This window comes from Streptomyces sp. AV19 (assembly GCF_015999245.1).
Taxonomy (GTDB): domain Bacteria; phylum Actinomycetota; class Actinomycetes; order Streptomycetales; family Streptomycetaceae; genus Streptomyces.
The window spans coordinates 236785-253854 of the sequence record NZ_JAEAMR010000007.1 but is presented as its reverse complement, the minus strand read 5'-3'; the positions used below and the strand labels follow the sequence as shown (position 1 = coordinate 253854).

Here is a 17070-nt window from a genome sequence, read left to right as displayed (position 1 = left end):
GCACGTGGCTGAGTTCGTTCGTCGGCGTGGGGTGGCTGTTGTTGGCGTTCGGCACAACAGAAGAGGGTACGTGGCCGGGGGCCGATAGACGTCCTCGATCAGGACAGGTGTGTGAGGCGCTTCATAGACCGCCCGTGGCCTGGCAGGGGCCCACCGCGGGTGATCATGTGCTGCGGTCCGCAGCACTTCGGCACAGCGCGCCTCGTTACCATTCGTGGACGCACATCCGACGACCACTGACGACGACGAGGGACGGGCGAGCGCGTGGCCGAAGCGGCAGAGTTCCAGGGGACGACACCCGCTCCTGCCCTCCGGCGGTTCCGGCACATCGCGACGGTGCTCACCGGGTTGCTCGTGTTCCTCGGGATGATCCAGCTGCCGTCCGCCCCCGCGGCGCGGGCCGATGTGGGGGGCTCACGGACGGTCGGGGTCTCCATCGACGCCCTCACCCCGGGTGCCCCGACCCAGAACGACAAGATCACCGTCTCGGGCACCGTCACCAACAAGAGCAGGTCGACGGTCACCGCCGGTCACGTCGGGCTGCGGGTGGGCCCGCTGCTCTCCACGCGCAGCGAGATCGACGACATCGGTGACCGCACCTCCTTCTCTCCCGGCACGGACGGCGCCGAGCTGAGCGGCCACACCCAGAAGATCGGCAAACTGCAGCCGGGCGTCAGCCGCGAGTTCAGCCTGACGCTGCCGACGAAGGATCTGAACCTCGACCGCGACGGCGTCTACCAGCTGGGCGTCTCCCTGTCCGGGCAGACCGCCGACCAGCCCTACGAGCGGGTGCTCGGCATCCGCCGGACCCTGCTGCCCTGGCAGCCCTCCGGCACCGACGGCAAGAAGACCAAGCTCACCTTCCTGTGGCCGCTGATCTCCAGCACCCGCCTCACCGGCCGCACGGAGTCGGACCAGCAGCAGACGCCGGTCTTCCCCAACGACGACCTCGCCGCGGAGCTGGCGCCGGGCGGGCGCCTCCAGCAGCTCGTCGCCCTCGGCAAGGACCTGCCGGTGACCTGGGTGATCGACCCCGACCTGCTGGCCACCGTCGAGGCCATGACCAAGCGCTACCAGATCGCCGGACCGGACGGGGAGGACACCCCGGGCGAGGGCCAGGCGGTCGCCAAGCAGTGGCTCGGCCAGCTCCAGAGCGCCGTCGTAAACCGCCAGGTCGTGGCACTGCCCTTCGCCGACCCCGACCTGGCCTCGCTCGCCCACCGCGGCAAGAACGTCCCCGGCACACTCGGCCACCTCCAGTCGGCCACGGAGCTCGCCGCGACCACCGTGGACACGATCCTCCAGGTCAAGCCGCGCACCGACTTCGCCTGGCCGGTGGACGGGGCCATCGACTCCTCCATCGTCGACGTCGCCACCTCGGCCGGCGCCCACAACATCATCGCCCGCAGCGACAGCCTCCGGGAGCCCGACGGCTCCCCGTACGCACCCACCGCGGCCCGGCAGATCGGCGGTGGGAACACGGCCGTCGTCGCCGACGCCCGCCTCTCCACGGCCTTCGAGGGCGACCTGACGCGGGCGGGCGACGCCTCGCTCGCGGTGCAGCGGTTCCTCGCCCAGAGCCTGATGATCAACAAGCAGGCGCCGGAGAACGAGCGGAGCATCGTCGTCGCCCCGCAGCGCCTGCCCACCACCAGCCAGGCCCAGGCGATGGCCGCGGCGCTCGGCGGTCTGTCCGACAGCCGCTGGACGCAGCCCCTCGACCTCGGGGACGCGGCCAAGGCCAAGCCCGACCCGTCCGCCAGCCGCCACGTGCCGGGCTCCGGCGCCTATCCGGACTCGCTGCGGTCCCAGGAGCTGTCCACCGAGGCGTTCACGGCCGTCCAGGAGACCCAGAACGCCCTCAACAACTTCAAGGTCATCCTGACCTCCCCGGAACGCGTGGTCGTCCCCTTCGGGAGCGCGATCATGCGGGAGATGTCCACCTCGTGGCGGGGCGACCCGGCGGGCGCGGCCGACTTCCGCGAGGAAGTCACCTCGAACCTCACCACTCTCACCCAGCAGGTGAAGCTCGTCGACAAGTCCGACGCGACGCTCTCCGGGCGCAGCGCGACGATCCCCGTGACGGTGAAGAACGGGCTGCTCCAAGGGGTCACCGGGCTGTACCTGCGCCTGGAGTCCACGCAGCCCAACCGTCTGAAGGTGGAGAGCGAGCAGCCGGTCAAGATCGAGGGCGGACACAGCCAGTCGGTGAAGTTCGAGACCCGGGCCTACGCCAACGGTCCGGTCAAGCTGCGGGCCCAGCTCTACACTGCCGACAACCAGCCGGTCGGTGAGCGCGTGGAGTTCACTGTGCATGTCACCTCCGTCACCCTTATGGTGCTGCTGGTCATCGCCGGCGGGGTGTTCCTCCTGGTCCTCGCGGGCCTCCGGATCTATCTCAAGCGCAGGCGATCGGGGAACCGCGAGCCCTCCGGGGACGGCCCCGACACCGGTGGTGAAGGCCCCTCCGGCGACGGCGGACCGGGCAGCGACGAACCCGAGCGGCCGGGCGACCCGGCGACGGACGCCGGAACGCGGAGCGGTCGGCCCTCCGGCCCGGGTGAGAAAGTGGAACGTTGACGTGTCGTGGGGCCGGTCGGCCGCGGACGGATGAGGTGGGTTAGCGATGAACGCGCCGTACGACGGTGACCGCGGCCAGGGCGCGGGCGGAGACCGGCGGGACCAGTACCCGCCGGTGCCGCCCGGTGCCCAGGAGCCGCCGCGTCCGGGCCCGTACGCCCAGGACCCGTACCTGCACGACGCGTACGCCGCCGAGCCGTACCCCGGCCACGACCCGGCTGGCCAGGAGGCGGAGCAAGGTGCTCCGTACGGCGGCGGCCCGTTCGTACCCCCGCCCGGCCCTGTCCAGCCGCAGCAGCCCCAGCAGCAGCCATGGCCTCCCGCGCCGGCGCCGGGTGGCCCCTCGTATTCCTTCGACGACGCCGCCACGCAGGTTATCGGCGTGGACGGCCTCTCCGACCGGACCGCGGAGCTGCCGCAGCGCGACGCGTTCGCGCATCTCTACCGCGACCAACAGCAGCCGTACGAGCCGCCGCGCCCGGCGGGTCAGCAGATCCCGGCGCCGGGTCAGTACGCCCCGCAGACGACGCAGCCCGCCGTGCCGCTCTCCGAGCCGCTCGCGGCCGAGCCCCTGGACGAGCAGGAGCCCGTCCCCGCCGCGCCCTCGGCCAAGGGCGGCAAGGCATCCGGGCTGCTGAAGTCGAGCGCGTTGATGGCGGCGGGCACGATGGTCTCCCGGCTCACGGGCTTCGTGAAGAACGCCCTCCTCGTCGCCGCGCTCGGCGCCTCGGTGCTGAGCGACACCTACACCGTGGCCAACCAACTGCCCGCGATGGTGTTCTTCCTGACGATCGGCGGTGGTCTCAACTCCGTCTTCGTCCCGCAGCTCGTCCGCGCCATGAAGGAGGACCCGGACGGTGGGCAGGCCTACGCGAACCGGCTGCTGACGCTCGTCAGCGTGATCCTGGGCGGCCTGGTCCTGCTGACGGTGCTGGGGGCGGAGTACCTCGTCCCCCTGATGTCGAACGACTTCGCCAACGACGCCGCCGCCAACTCGGTCACCGTGACCTTCGTCCGCTACTGCATGCCCACGATCTTCTTCATGGGCATCCATGTGGTGATGGGTCAGATCCTCAACGCCCGAGGCCGCTTCGGCGCGATGATGTGGACCCCAGTCCTCAACAACATCGTCGTCATCACCACCTTCGGCTTGTTCATCTGGGTCTACGGAACCTCCGGCACGTCCCACCTGGACCAGCAGACGATCCCGCCGGAGGGCATCCGCCTGCTCGGCGTGGGCACACTGCTCGGTCTAGTGGTCCAGGCCCTGGCGATGCTCCCCTATCTGCGGGCGACCGGTTTCAAGGTCCGGCCCCGCTTCGACTGGCGTGGGCACGGCCTGGGCAAGGCCGCCAAGCTGGCCAAGTGGACGATGCTGTTCGTGCTGGCCAACCAGGCGGGCAACCTCGTGGTCACCCAGCTCGCCACCGCCGCCGGACACGAGGCGTCCGATCAGGGCCACCCCGGCACCGGCATCACGGCCTACATCAACGCCCAGCTGATCTGGAACATGCCGCAGGCCATCCTCACGGTCTCGATCATGGCCGCGATGCTTCCCCGGCTCTCCCGCTCGGCCCTCGACGGTGACGTCAGCGCGGTCCGGGACGACATCTCCCAGGGCCTGCGCACCTCGGCCGTGGCCATCGTGCCCGTCGCCTTCAGCTTCCTGGCGCTGGGCATCCCGATGTGCACCCTCCTCTTCGGCTCGTCCGGTGCGGGTGCCCGCTCCTTCGGCTACGTCCTCATGGCCTTCAGCCTCGGCCTGATCCCGTTCTCCGTGCAGTACGTCGTCCTGCGCGCGTTCTACGCCTACGAGGACACCCGCACGCCCTTCTACAACACGGTGATCGTCGCCGCCGTCAACGCGTCGTGCTCGGCGCTGAGCTATTTCGTCCTGCCGGCCCGCTGGGTCGTGGCGGGCATGGGGGCCTCCTACGGCCTGGCCTACGCCGTCGGCGTCGGCGTCGCCTGGCGCCGGCTGCGCACCCGCCTCGGGGGCGACATGGACGGCGCCCGCGTGGTCCGGACGTACGCCCGCCTCGCCGGCGCCTGCATCCCCGCCACGCTCATCGGCGGCGCGGCCGCCTACGGCATCGGACAGGTCCTGGGCAGCGGCGTGATCGGCTCGCTCGCCGCCCTGGTCGGCGGTGGTGTGCTGCTGCTCGGCGTGTTCTACGTCGCCGCCAAGCGCATGCGCGTCGAGGAGCTGACCGCCATGGTCGGCATGGTCCGGGGGCGCCTCGGGCGCTGACCGGAGCGCAACCTTCGCCCGCCGCCGCGTGTCGTGCAGGGCGACGGAGTGTGGGCACAATTGTCTTGGCCGCGGACAGGGTGCAACGGACGGGGAGGCAGGAACGACGGTGGCGGAACGGAGCACGGCTGCCGTCGACGTGGCAAACAGCAGCGCCGCCAAGGCGGGCAAGGCCACGGCCGACGGTACGGAGGCCGCGAAGACCCAGGAGAACGTCGTCGGCACACACGAGGACGGCGGGCGCGCGGAGTCCGGTGGCACCGCGCGCCCCGATCAGCCGACCGAGCTGCACAGCGGTCACAAGCTCGCCGGACGGTACCGCCTCGAGGAGTGCGTCACCCGTCTGGAGGGATTCAGCAGCTGGCGCGCTGTCGACGAGAAGCTGCGCCGGGCCGTAGGGGTCCACCTGCTTCCCGCCGACCATCCCCGGGCCCGCTCGGTGCTCGCAGCCGCCCGCTCCGCGGCGCTGCTCGGCGACCCGCGCTTCGTCCAGGTCCTCGACGCGGTCGAGGAGAACGACCTCGTCTACGTCGTCCACGAGTGGCTGCCCGATGCCACGGAGCTCACCGCGGTCCTCGCGGCCGGGCCCATGGAGCCCTTCGACGCCTACCAGCTCGTGAGCCAGGTGTCCCAGGCCATGGCGGCGGCCCACCGGGAGGGGCTCGCGCACCTGCGGCTGGGGCCCGGCTCGGTCCTGCGCACCGGGAGCGGCCAGTACCGCATCCGCGGTCTGGCCGTCATGGCCGCCCTGCGCGGCATCACCTCCGACTCCCCTCAGCGCACCGACACCGAGGCCATCGGGGCGCTGCTGTACGCCGGACTCACCCAGCGCTGGCCCTACGAGGGCAACGCGCACGGCTTGGCGGGGCTGCCCAAGGGCGTCGGCCTGATCGCGCCCGACCAGGTGCGCGCGGGAGTTCACCGCGGGCTCTCCCAGCTGGCGATGCAGGCGCTCACCTCCAAGGGACAGGAGCAGCCCTGCACGACCCCGGAAGAGCTCACCAAGGCGGTCGCGGCCATGCCGCGCATCCGGCCACCGGAGACGCCCTTCACCGCGGCTCCGACCTACCACCGGCCCCAGCCCGGCGGCTACGGGCCACAAGCGGCCCACCCTGCCCCAGCCACCCCACCGCCCCCGCTGCAGAGCCGTACGGGCACGGTCATCAAGTGGGTCGTCTCCTCGCTGCTCATCGCGGCGCTGGGACTGGGAAGCTGGCAGCTCGCGGACACGCTGTTGAAGCACGGCGACAAGGACGACGACACGCGCCAGTCCCAGACATCGGACGAGAGGGCTCAGAAGGCCGTCAGCCACGAACTGCGCATCAAGAACGCCAGCGAGTACGCACCGGACGGCAAGCCGCAGCATGAGAGTCAGGTGCCGCAGACGTACGACGGCGACCCCAGTACCTCCTGGCGCACGGCCACGTACAAGGACGGGCCGGTACTCGCCCCGTACAAGAGCGGGGTCGGGATCGTCTACGACCTCGGCTCCGTGCAGAAGCTCACCAGCGCAAAGGTCGATCTGCGCTGGGGCGGGGACAACACCACCGTCGCGTTCTACGCGACGGATGGACTGCACCCGTCCAAGGATCCGCAGGCCATGACGCCGATGAAGCGAGTCAAGACGACCAGCAAGACGGCACAGTTCAAGTTGGCCAAGCCCGTCGAAACCCGTTACATCCTCCTGTGGATGACGGCCGTCCCCAACAACCCCTATGACGGTGCGACCTTCACCGAGCCCGGCTTCAAGCAAGCCATCAACGAGGTTCGGTTCCGCGGCCGGTGACGCCCGAGGAACCATCTGCCCCTACCCAGCCAAAGCCCCTCCTCTCTAAGTTGTTCTCAACAGCGGGTCGCCCGCGGCACAGGGCGCTCTCAGGGCGGGGTGAGTGCAATCGGAGAAGAAGCACGGCAGCGGGGGACACCGGCGGGCGGCAGTGACGGCGAGTTGCTCGCCCGGCACGTCGCCGGCGACCCCGACGCCTTCGGCGAGATCGTCCGGCGCCACCGCGACCGGCTCTGGGCCGTGGCCCTGCGCACCCTCGGCGACCGGGAAGAGGCCGCGGACGCCGTCCAGGACGCCCTCGTCTCCGCCTACCGCGCCGCGCACACCTTCCGCGGCCAGTCCGCCGTCACCACCTGGCTGCACCGCATCACCGTGAACGCCTGCCTGGACCGCGCCCGCAAGGCCGCCGCCCGGCGGACCTCGCCCCTGGTGGAGACCGAGAAGCTGGAGCACCTGCTGGAGCCCCACGAGTCCGCGGCCGAGCCCGCGGAACGCGGGGACCTCCACCGTGAGTTGCTCGGCGCCCTGGCCACGCTGCCGCCCGACCAACGGGCCGTCCTCGTGCTGGTCGACATGCAGGGCTACCCCGTGGCGGAGGCGGCCGAGGTACTGAACATCCCCGTCGGCACCGTGAAGAGCCGTTGCGCCAGAGCACGGGCCAGGCTGTTGCCGATGCTCACCCATCTGCGTTCCGACGGCAGGGGTAGCCCTCCCACCGAGCGGGAAAGGAACCGGTCGCAGGGGGCGTCCGTCCCACCACCGGCAGGACAGAGTGACGTGGATCCAGTGAAGGGCGGAGGTGGACGAGCGTGACCTCGACGACCGGCACGGACGGGCACCCGGAGGTCGCGGAGATCTCCGCGCTCACGGAGGGGATCCTCCCTCCCGCGCGCACCGCGGACCTGCGGGAGCACCTCGCGGACTGTGTGATCTGTGACGATGTACGCGTCTCGCTCGACGAGATCAGGGGACTGCTGGGCACTCTTCCCGGCCCGGTCAGGATGCCGGCGGACATCGCCGGGAGGATCGACGCGGCCCTGGCTGCCGAGGCGCTGCTCGACGCGACCTCCCCGCAGACCGCGGAAGCCGCTGTTTCACGTGAAACGGCAACGCAGTCCGCCGAGCATGTTTCACGTGAAACAGCGGACCTCGTTTCACGTGAAACCGTGACGGCCGACCGCCCCGCCGGCCGCCCCCGCGCGGCCACCGGCCCGGGCCGCCGGAGCCCCGCCCCCCGGGTCCCGCGCGGCCCCCGGCCCCGGCGCTGGACCGGGATGCTGATCGGCACCGCCTGTGCCGCCGCGGCCCTCGGCGTGGGAACCGTTCTTCTCCAGGGCGGGAACAGCGGAGGTGACAGCGCCGCACCCTCCCCAGGACGCCAGGCGCCGTCGGCGATCGCCGTGACCGAGCTCAAGTCTCGCGTCCAAGACGTCCTCAAGGACCTGAAGTCCGGCGAGAGCCGGGGCGTGCGAGCCCAGGACAGCACAGAGACGGTACCCTTCCAGGACTCCGGGACGACTGCCCCGAACTGTGTGCAGCAGGCCATCGGACGCCCCGAGTCGGCACTCGTCACGCGCCAGGAGCGGTTCACCGGGACGGACACCTATCTGGTCGTCTTCGCGCACTCCGGCGACGACACACTCGTTGACGTCTATGTCGTCGCGGCGGACTGTGCCGCCTCATCACCCGGCATTCCGGGAAAGGTCCTGGTGAACCAGACGATCACCCGGTCCTGAGCCGTCTCGCCGACCGCTGCGATGCCCCTGGGGGAATGCTCGCCCCGTAGGATCCGTTGGGTGGGGTGAGACCCAGCAAGGACCAGGCAGCAAGTCGGCAGAGACAAGGAAGAAACCAGTGAGCGACGTCCGCAACGTGATCATCATCGGCTCCGGGCCCGCGGGCTACACGGCGGCGCTCTACACCGCCCGCGCCTCCCTCAAGCCACTGGTCTTCGAGGGCTCCGTGACCGCCGGTGGTGCGCTGATGGAAACCACCGACGTGGAGAACTTCCCGGGCTTCCGCGAGGGCATCATGGGCCCCGACCTCATGGACAACATGCGGGCCCAGGCCGAGCGCTTCGGCGCCGAACTGATCCCCGACGACATCACGGCGGTCGACCTCAGCGAGGACATCAAGACGGTCACCGACTCCGCCGGCACCGTCCACCGCGCCAAGGCCGTCATCGTCGCCACCGGCTCCCAGCACCGCAAGCTGGGCCTGCCCCGCGAGGACGAGCTGTCCGGCCGCGGCATCTCCTGGTGCGCCACGTGCGACGGCTTCTTCTTCAAGGAGAAGGACATCGTCGTGGTCGGCGGCGGCGACACCGCGATGGAGGAGGCCACCTTCCTCTCCCGCTTCGCCAAGACCGTCACCATCGTCCACCGCCGTGACGCCCTGCGCGCGAGCAAGGCGATGCAGGACCGCGCCTTCGCCGACCCGAAGATCTCCTTCGTGTGGAACAGCGAGATCGCCGAGATCCACGGCGAGAACAAGCTCACCGGGCTGACCCTGCGCGACGTCAAGACGGGCGAGACCTCCGAGCTGCCGGTCGAGGGTCTCTTCATCGCCGTCGGCCACGACCCCCGCACCGAGCTCTTCAAGGGCCAGCTGGAGCTGGACGACGAGGGCTACCTCAAGGTCGAGTCCCCCAGCACCCGGACCAACCTCACGGGCGTCTTCGCCGCCGGTGACGTCGTGGACCACACCTACCGCCAGGCGATCACGGCCGCGGGCACCGGCTGCTCCGCCGCCCTGGACGCGGAGCGCTTCCTCGCCGCCCTCGGCGACGGCGTGAACCTCCGCGAGCCCGAGCAGACCGCCTGATCAACCCCCCTCCGCACAAAAAGATCCAAGGAGACCGCACAATGGCTCTCAAGGCCGTGACCGACGCGTCCTTCGACGAGGACGTCCTGAAGAGCAACAAGCCCGTCCTGTTGGAGTTCTGGGCCGAGTGGTGCGGTCCGTGCCGCCAGATCGCCCCTTCGCTCGAGGCCATCGCCGCCGAGCACGGTGACAAGCTCGAGGTCGTCAAGCTCAACATCGACGAGAACCCCACCACCGCCGCCAAGTACGGCGTCATGTCGATCCCGACCCTCAACGTTTACAAGGGCGGCGAGGTCGTCAAGACGATCGTCGGCGCCAAGGCGAAGGCTGCGCTGGAGCGCGACCTGGACGAGTTCATCGGTCAGTGAGAACGCAGTCGCCGTTTCACGTGAAACGGCGGACATGAAACAGGGGCTGTCTCCCATGGGAGACAGCCCCTGTTTCATGTCACAACGGCCTCAGCGCGGGCTCCTTCTGGACCGCCCCGAGCAGCCGGTCCAGAGCCAGTTCGACGTCTTCCTTCCAGGAGAGCGCCGAACGCAGCTCCAGCCGCAGCCGTGGATACCGGGGATGCTGCCGCACGGTCTTGAACCCGACCGCCAGCAGGTGCTCCGCCGGCAGCACGCATGCCGGCTCCTTCCACCGGGCGTCGCCGAAAGCCTCGATGGCCTTGAACCCCCGCCGGAGCACGTCCTTGGCGACCGTCTGCACCATTACCCGGCCAAGTCCCTGCCCCTGGAAGCGCGGCATCAGCCAGGCAGTGGTCAACTGCACCGCGTCCGCGGCCACGGGACTGGTGGGGAAGGCCGTGGACCGGGGAACATACGCCGGAGGCGCGTAGAGCACGAAGCCGACCGGTTCGTCGTCGACGTAGACGACGCGGCCGCACGAGCCCCACTCCAGTAGCACGGCCGAGATCCAGGCTTCCTTCTCCAGTTCCGGACGGCCGGCTCTCAGCGCGGCCTCGCCGCTGACGGGGTCCAGCTCCCAGAAGACGCAGGCGCGACAGCGCTTCGGGAGATCCGGGAGATTGTCCAGAGTGAGCGGTACGAGCCGACGCCCCATCGAGCCAGATCCTCGCTTCCTGCGCGTGCCGCGTCCCGGTTGGCGCTCAGCACACTGCGCTCCCTGAGCAGGCCGCCGACGAATCCGCCGACTGCCCCCAGCCCCAGCCCCGTCGCCACCCATCCGGTCCGGCTCACCGTTCGCATGGCCTCGCCCCTCCGTGAACTGCGACATGAACTGCGACAGCGTGTCCGACGTGGTTGTGCCATACCTCAACGCATCGTATCCACACGGCGATTGGGCCGACAGTCGACAAAGGCAAAGGGGCGGCTTGTGTTCCACGTGAAACACAAGCCGCCCCTGGAGGGCCGAAAGAAGGCGCCTACTGGTCCTTGCTCTCGTCCGACGCTGCCTCGTCGGAAGCATCCTCGGAGAGCTTCTGTTCCAGCACCCCGCCCTCACCGGGAGCGAGGGCTCCCAGGATCCGCTCCAGATCCTCGATCGAGGCGAACTCGACGACGATCTTCCCCTTCTTCTGCCCGAGGTCCACCTTCACCCGGGTGTCGAAACGGTCCGACAGCCGCGACGCCAGATCGCTCAGCGCCGGGGAGACCCGGGCACCCGCCCGAGGCCCCTTGGCCCTCGACGACTTCTTCGTCCGCGACCCCATCAACTGGACGATCTCTTCCACCGAACGCACGGAGAGGCCCTCCGCCACGATGCGGCGGGCAAGCTTCTCCTGCTCCTGCGCGTCGTCGACCGAGAGCAGCGCCCGGCCGTGACCGGCGGAGAGCACACCGGAAGCCAGCCGCAGCTGCACCTCCGGCGAAAGCTTCAGCAGCCGGAGGGTGTTGGAGACCTGGGACCGCGAGCGGCCGATGCGATCCGCGAGCTCGTCGTGCGTGCAGGAGAAGTCCTTGAGCAACTGGTCGTAGGCCGCGGCCTCCTCCAGCGGGTTGAGCTGGGCACGGTGGAGGTTCTCCAGCAGTGCGTCCAGGAGGAGCTTCTCGTCCTCCGTGGCCCGGACGATGGCGGGAATCTTCTCCAGACCGGCCTCACGGCAGGCACGCCAGCGCCGCTCGCCCATGATGAGCTCATAGCGCTCAGGACCCAGCTGCCGGACGACGACGGGCTGGAGGAGCCCCACCTCACGGATGGAGGTGACCAGCTCCGCCAGGGCGTCCTCGTCGAACACCTCGCGGGGCTGACGGGGGTTCGGAGTGATGGAGTCCAGTGGGAGCTCCGCGAAATGCGCCCCCGCCACTGTCTCGGCGGCCGCGGGCTTCTCAGCACCGGTCGCCTCGGCCACGACATGATCGGGCACCGGGGCGGGGTCGGGCACCTTCTCGGCGATCTGCGTCGCCGCCACCCGGTCGGCGGTCAACAGCGGCATCGCGGTGGGGGACGTCGCACCGGGCCCCACCGCGGGTGCACCGATCTCCGTCCCCTTGGGCGCCGCCGGGATCAGCGCACCGAGCCCACGGCCCAGTCCTCTACGTCGCTCGCTCACTGCAGCCCCTCCGACATGCTGTGCTGGTCATGCTGTTGCTGACGGCCCACCATATGGGCCCTGTCGCCGTCGTACTGCACGCCGATTCCCCGGAGCGCGATCTCCCGGGCGGCCTCCAGGTACGACAACGCGCCGCTGGAACCCGGGTCGTAGGTGAGCACCGTCTGGCCGTAGCTGGGCGCCTCGGAGATGCGGACCGAGCGCGGAATGCTGGTCCGGAGCACCTCCTGGCCAAAGTGGCTGCGCACCTCGTCGGCCACCTGGGAGGCGAGCCGGGTCCGCCCGTCGTACATGGTCAACAGGATCGTCGAAACATGCAGCTCGGGGTTCAGGTGACCCCGCACGAGCTCGACGTTCCGCAGCAGCTGTCCCAGGCCCTCCAGCGCGTAGTACTCGCACTGAATGGGGATCAGCACCTCGGCGCCCGCGACCAGGGCATTGACCGTCAGCAGCCCCAGCGAGGGCGGACAGTCGATCAGGATGTAGTCCAGCGGCTGCTCATACGCCTTGACGGCCCGATCCAGCCGGCTCTCGCGCGCCACGAGGGAGACGAGCTCGATCTCGGCGCCGGCCAGGTCGATGGTGGCGGGTGCGCAGAAGAGCCCCTCCACATCCCGGACGGGCTGCACCACCTCGGACAGTTGCTTCTGGTCCACCAGCACGTCATAGATCGACGGCACCTCGGCGTGGTGGTCGATGCCCAGCGCCGTCGAGGCATTGCCCTGCGGGTCGAGGTCCACCACCAGCACCCGGTTGCCGTGCAGCGCCAGAGAAGCGGCCAGGTTTACCGTGGTCGTGGTCTTGCCGACCCCGCCCTTCTGGTTGGCGACCACCATCACCCGGGTCTGCTCCGGCCGTGGCATCTGGGGTGGGATTTCCCGTCCCGCCCCGGCATGCGGCGCGGTTTCACGTGAAACGGCCCCGTCGGCACCCGCGGGAGCGGGCACCGATTCGGAGTCGGCGGGACGGGGGCCGGGGACCGGGTCGGCCATCGGCCCCGCGATATTGGCGTCGGACCGCAAGGATTCACTCTCCTCGACATCAGGCTCGCGATGTGGAGAGCCTGCCATGTTTCCCGGGCTGCGAACCAGTGAGGCCCACTTCCCTGTGGATGAATCCACCATGCCTGTGGATACCGGCGACGGCTCCACGGCATCGACCGTCCGGCGATCACGCGCCGCGGCCGCCCGGCCGCGGCCGATGATTCCCTGCAACAAGGAGCGATGTTTCACGTGAAACACGATGCATGTGACACACCGCACGCTTGACGCGACACTCCGTGACGTATACGTCAGTCAGCTTGTATGGAGCACGCCCGGAGCCGTCCGCCGGATTCAGCGCCGGCGCCGCGTGCGGCTCACCCGGGCCGCCTTGGCCCGCTTGGCCGCGAAGCGCACACCACCGGGGCTCTCGCCGACCTCGACCCGCACCAGCGTCGACGGCGGGTCCACCACCCCCTGGCCGACCTGAAGCACCGAGGTCCGCTCCACGCCGAGCTTGCTCAGCGCCGCCCGGGCGCCCTTGAGCTCCTCCTCGGCCGTGTCCCCCTTGAGGGCCAGCATCTCGCCGTACGGCCGCAGCAGCGGCACGCCCCAGCCGGCGAGCCGGTCCAGCGGGGCCACCGCCCGCGCCGTCACCACGTGCACCGGCTGCAGCTTGCCCAGGACCTCCTCCGCCCGGCCGCGGACGACCGTGACATGGTCCAGTCCCAGCAGCTCGACGACCTCGGAGAGGAACGTGGTGCGCCGCAGCAGCGGTTCCAACAACGTGATCTGGAGGTCGGGACGGACCAGGGCCAGCGGGATGCCCGGCAGTCCGGCGCCCGAGCCCACGTCGCACACCGAGACGCCCTCGGGCACGGCCTCGGAGAGCACCGCGCAGTTCAGCAGATGGCGTTCCCACAGCCGGGGAACCTCACGGGGGCCGATCAGACCGCGCCGGACGCCCGCGTCGGCCAGCAGCTCGGCATAACGAACGGCGTCCGGAAAGCGGTCACCGAAAACCGTCCGTGCCTCCGGGGGCGCCGGGGGGAGCTCCGCTGCCTCTTCCACGGTGAACCGTCCTTCCGTACCACGTTGTATCGAAGACACTGCCGGACTCCTCCCTCCGGAGTCCGACAGTCAGGCTGACAAGGATCGGCCCCGCCTGCGAGCAGACGGGGCCGTACCTACCGGGAAGTGGGGTCAGGTCACGCCGGCAGGACGACGACGCGTCGCTGCGGCTCCTCGCCCTCGGACTCGCTGCGCAGGCCCGCCGAGGCCACCGCGTCATGGACGACCTTGCGCTCGAAGGGCGTCATCGGCGCCAGCTTGACCGGCTGGCCGCTGCTCCTGGCGTCCGCCACGGCCTGCGCACCCAGCTTGGCGAGCTCCTCGCGCTTGCGCGCCCGGAAGCCCGCGATGTCGAGCATCAGACGGCTGCGGTCACCGGTCTCCCGGTTGACCGCGAGCCGGGTCAGCTCCTGGAGCGCTTCCAGCACCTCACCGTCACGGCCCACCAGCTTCTGCAGATCGCGGCTGGTCGAGTCGCTGATGATCGACACCGACGCCCGGTCGGCCTCGACGTCCATGTCGATGTCGCCGTCCAGGTCGGCGATGTCCAGCAGACCTTCGAGGTAGTCGGCCGCGATCTCGCCCTCCTGCTCCAGGCGGGACAGCGTGTCGGTGCCCTCGGCGGCGGCCGCACTGGTCTGGTGCTGGGTGTCCGTCACGGTGGACTCCTTCATTACTTCTTGGACGAGGGGTGCTTGGGCCGCTGGGGGCCGCCCTTGCGCTGACCGGACTTCGCACCGCGGGACGAACCGCCGCCCTGCTGCGGCTTGCCGTCCTCCGGCTCCTTGGCGCCGTTGCCGGACGAGGCCCTGGTGCGGCCGCCCGGGGTCTGGCTGGCGGACGGGCCGGTCTGGCGCTTCGACTTCGTCTGCCGCTTGGGCTGCTGGCGCGCGGCCCGCGCGGCCTCGGCGACCTTCTTGGCCTCGACCTCGGCCGGGTCCTCCTTCAGCTTGCCCTTGGCCCGCAGGCGCTCCTGGCGCTGGGTGTAGGCGAGGCTGCCCGGAGTGGGGTTGCGACGGATGATGAACATCTGCTGGCCCATCGTCCACACGTTGGTGGTCAGCCAGTAGACGAGGACACCGACCGGGAAGTTGATACCGAAGACGGCGAACATGATCGGGAAGACGTACATCAGCATCTTCTGCTGCTGCATGAACGGCGTCTTCACCGAGAGGTCGACGTTCTTCGTCATCAGCTGGCGCTGCGTGTAGAACTGCGACAGCGACATCAGGACGATCATCACGACCGTGACGACCCGGACGTCGGTGAGGGTGGAGCCGAGCTTCTCGACCTTGCTGGCGCTGTCCAGGAACTTCACGGACAGCGGGGCACCGAAGATGTGGGCCTCACGGGCGCTGTCCAGCAGCGACTGGTTGATGAAGCCGACCGTCTTGCCCTGCGCGATGTGGTTCAGGACCTGGTACAGCGCGATGAAGAAGGGCGACTGGGCCAGAATCGGGAGACAGCTCGAGAGCGGGTTGGTGCCCGTCTCCTTGTAGAGCTTCATCATCTCTTCGGACTGGCGCTGCCGGTCGCTCTTGTAGCGCTCCTGGATCGCCTTCATCTTCGGCTGGAGCGCCTGCATGTTCCGCGTCGCCTTGATCTGCTTCACGAAGAGCGGGATCAGGCAGATGCGGATGAGCACCACCAGCGAAACGATGGACAGGCCCCACGCCCAGCCGCTGTCCTCGTTGAACATCAGGCTGTAGAACGAGTGGAACTGGACGATGATCCAGGAAACTACGTAGTAAAGAGGACCGAGGATCGTGTCCACGAATCAGGCTCCTTGGGCGTTGGGCTGAGTCTCGGGCTGTGCGGCGGACCCCACGACGGGGTGTCCGCCCAGTCGGCTCCTCAGCCGCTGGTGCCAGACCGGACGCTTCCGGGGAGGTACGTGGTCGACGCCACCGAGCGACCACGGATTGCAGCGCAGGATGCGCCAGGCCGTCAGCGCCGTTCCTTTGATCGCGCCGTGCACCTGGATGGCCGTGTAGCCATAGTGCGAGCACGAGGGGTAGTACTTGCAGACCGGGCCCAGCAGGGGGCTGATGGTCCACTGGTACAGCTTGATCAACCACAGCAGCGGGTACTTCACCGTGCGCTCCCTCCCGGGTCATGGCCGGGGTTCCGGAGGACCGGAGATCCGGTCCCCGGGGGATTGCAGCTTCGCGGCGCCCCTCCCAACAGCCGCTGCAACGCGGTATCGAGATCGCGGGCCAGCTGACCATGGTCCGCCTCGCCCGCGCCCGGCAGGGCTCGCACCACCACCAGGCTACCGGCGGGCAGCAGATCCAGCCGGTCGCGCATCAGATGGCGCAGCCGCCGCTTGACGCGGTTGCGGACCACGGCTCCGCCCACGGCCTTGCTCACGACGAAACCCGCACGCACCGGGGAAGCTGTTTCCCCAGGTGAGTGCGGGTCCGTTTCACCGCTGCGGAGGTGGACGACGAGGAGCGGGCGCCCGGCCCTGCGTCCTCGGCGAACCGCGGTCGCGAAGTCCTCGCGCCGCCTCAGCCGAGACTCGGAAGGCAGCACGTCATGGACCTTGACGTCGGGCTGATCAGGCCGACAGGCGGGCGCGACCCTTGCCACGGCGGGACGCGAGAATCGCGCGGCCGGCACGGGTGCGCATGCGCAGGCGGAAGCCGTGGGTCTTCGCGCGGCGGCGGTTGTTCGGCTGGAAGGTGCGCTTGCTCACTCGGGGACTCCATGAATCGTGTGATGGCGGGACATCGCCGGCTGTCACCGTGCGCCCACGAGAAGCTCTCAAGTACGCAAGGCACCGCTTCACGGTCGCGCTCCACGGGAAGGGAGCGTTACCTTTGCCCATCGGAGGCAGGCGGCAGCAGCCATCGACAACTCGACCTGGTCACGGTACGCGGCATTACGCCATCCGGTCAAACCGGGAGCGCACCAGGGATACACCGTAGCCTCCCGCGGGCCAGGGAGCCGCCAACCGTGCCCGAGTGGGGCGCCACGCCCGCCGCATGGCACATTTGTACACACCCTGTGGACAACGACTTGAACCACCCGCCGCGGCCTGACTACCGTGGCTGAACTTCGA

15 protein-coding genes and 1 pseudogene are annotated in these 17070 nt (G+C 69.7%); 7 read left to right on the top strand and 9 right to left on the bottom strand.

Annotation, left to right across the window (positions count from 1 at the left end):
* Positions 1 to 264 precede the first annotated feature (264 nt).
* The 7 genes from I5Q34_RS10730 to trxA all read left to right on the top strand — a co-directional run bounded on the left by I5Q34_RS10730 (position 265) and on the right by trxA (position 9808).
* Positions 265 to 2580, top strand: a complete 2316-nt coding sequence (locus I5Q34_RS10730) for a DUF6049 family protein (RefSeq protein WP_199891972.1) — start codon at positions 265 to 267, stop codon at positions 2578 to 2580.
* Between the two features lie 46 nt (positions 2581 to 2626).
* Complete coding sequence (murJ, locus tag I5Q34_RS10725) at positions 2627 to 4831, top strand: murein biosynthesis integral membrane protein MurJ (RefSeq protein ID WP_199891971.1); 2205 nt, start codon at positions 2627 to 2629, stop codon at positions 4829 to 4831.
* A gap of 109 nt (positions 4832 to 4940) precedes the next feature.
* Positions 4941 to 6617, top strand: a complete 1677-nt coding sequence (locus I5Q34_RS10720; RefSeq protein ID WP_199891970.1) for a protein kinase family protein — start codon at positions 4941 to 4943, stop codon at positions 6615 to 6617.
* 99 nt (positions 6618 to 6716) lie between these two features.
* The gene (gene sigM / locus I5Q34_RS10715) at positions 6717 to 7430 is read left to right on the top strand and encodes an RNA polymerase sigma factor SigM (RefSeq protein ID WP_199891969.1); all 714 of its coding nucleotides are present in this window, start codon (positions 6717 to 6719) and stop codon (positions 7428 to 7430) included.
* Positions 7427 to 8353, top strand: a complete 927-nt coding sequence (locus tag I5Q34_RS10710) for a hypothetical protein (protein WP_199891968.1) — start codon at positions 7427 to 7429, stop codon at positions 8351 to 8353. Before sigM ends, I5Q34_RS10710 begins: the two co-directional genes overlap by 4 nt.
* Before the next feature lie 118 nt (positions 8354 to 8471).
* Positions 8472 to 9440 (top strand): thioredoxin-disulfide reductase, encoded by a 969-nt coding sequence (gene trxB, locus I5Q34_RS10705; protein WP_199891967.1) that lies wholly within the window; start codon positions 8472 to 8474, stop codon positions 9438 to 9440.
* 41 nt (positions 9441 to 9481) lie between these two features.
* On the top strand, positions 9482 to 9808 hold the full coding sequence (trxA, locus tag I5Q34_RS10700; RefSeq protein WP_199891966.1) for a thioredoxin: 327 nt from the start codon (positions 9482 to 9484) through the stop codon (positions 9806 to 9808).
* Between the two features lie 79 nt (positions 9809 to 9887).
* Here trxA and I5Q34_RS10695 read toward each other — a convergent pair whose 3' ends face one another.
* From I5Q34_RS10695 to rpmH, 9 genes and pseudogenes are all read right to left on the bottom strand, one after another.
* Positions 9888 to 10505 (bottom strand): GNAT family N-acetyltransferase, encoded by a 618-nt coding sequence (locus I5Q34_RS10695; RefSeq protein ID WP_199891965.1) that lies wholly within the window; start codon positions 10503 to 10505, stop codon positions 9888 to 9890.
* Between the two features lie 322 nt (positions 10506 to 10827).
* A complete protein-coding gene (locus tag I5Q34_RS10690; protein ID WP_199891964.1) occupies positions 10828 to 11955 on the bottom strand; it encodes a ParB/RepB/Spo0J family partition protein in 1128 nt (375 codons plus the stop codon).
* A complete protein-coding gene (locus I5Q34_RS10685; RefSeq protein ID WP_199892893.1) occupies positions 11952 to 13025 on the bottom strand; it encodes a ParA family protein in 1074 nt (357 codons plus the stop codon). The genes I5Q34_RS10690 and I5Q34_RS10685 overlap by 4 nt, the downstream gene beginning before the upstream one ends.
* Before the next feature lie 264 nt (positions 13026 to 13289).
* Positions 13290 to 14006 carry a 16S rRNA (guanine(527)-N(7))-methyltransferase RsmG gene (gene rsmG / locus I5Q34_RS10680; protein WP_199891963.1) on the bottom strand — a complete coding sequence of 239 codons (717 nt, stop codon included), beginning with the start codon at positions 14004 to 14006 and terminating at the stop codon, positions 13290 to 13292.
* A 137-nt stretch (positions 14007 to 14143) separates the two neighbouring features.
* Complete coding sequence (locus I5Q34_RS10675) at positions 14144 to 14665, bottom strand: R3H domain-containing nucleic acid-binding protein (RefSeq protein WP_277965231.1); 522 nt, start codon at positions 14663 to 14665, stop codon at positions 14144 to 14146.
* A 14-nt stretch (positions 14666 to 14679) separates the two neighbouring features.
* Positions 14680 to 15780: a membrane protein insertase YidC gene (yidC, locus tag I5Q34_RS10670; protein ID WP_199891961.1), complete on the bottom strand. Its 1101-nt coding sequence runs from the start codon at positions 15778 to 15780 to the stop codon at positions 14680 to 14682.
* A 3-nt stretch (positions 15781 to 15783) separates the two neighbouring features.
* A complete protein-coding gene (gene yidD / locus I5Q34_RS10665; RefSeq protein WP_199891960.1) occupies positions 15784 to 16101 on the bottom strand; it encodes a membrane protein insertion efficiency factor YidD in 318 nt (105 codons plus the stop codon).
* A 71-nt stretch (positions 16102 to 16172) separates the two neighbouring features.
* Positions 16173 to 16541: pseudogene (gene rnpA, locus I5Q34_RS10660) on the bottom strand (ribonuclease P protein component); the annotation flags it as partial.
* Between the two features lie 25 nt (positions 16542 to 16566).
* A complete protein-coding gene (gene rpmH / locus I5Q34_RS10655) occupies positions 16567 to 16704 on the bottom strand; it encodes a 50S ribosomal protein L34 (RefSeq protein WP_003949374.1) in 138 nt (45 codons plus the stop codon).
* Between the last annotated feature and the right edge of the window lie 366 nt (positions 16705 to 17070).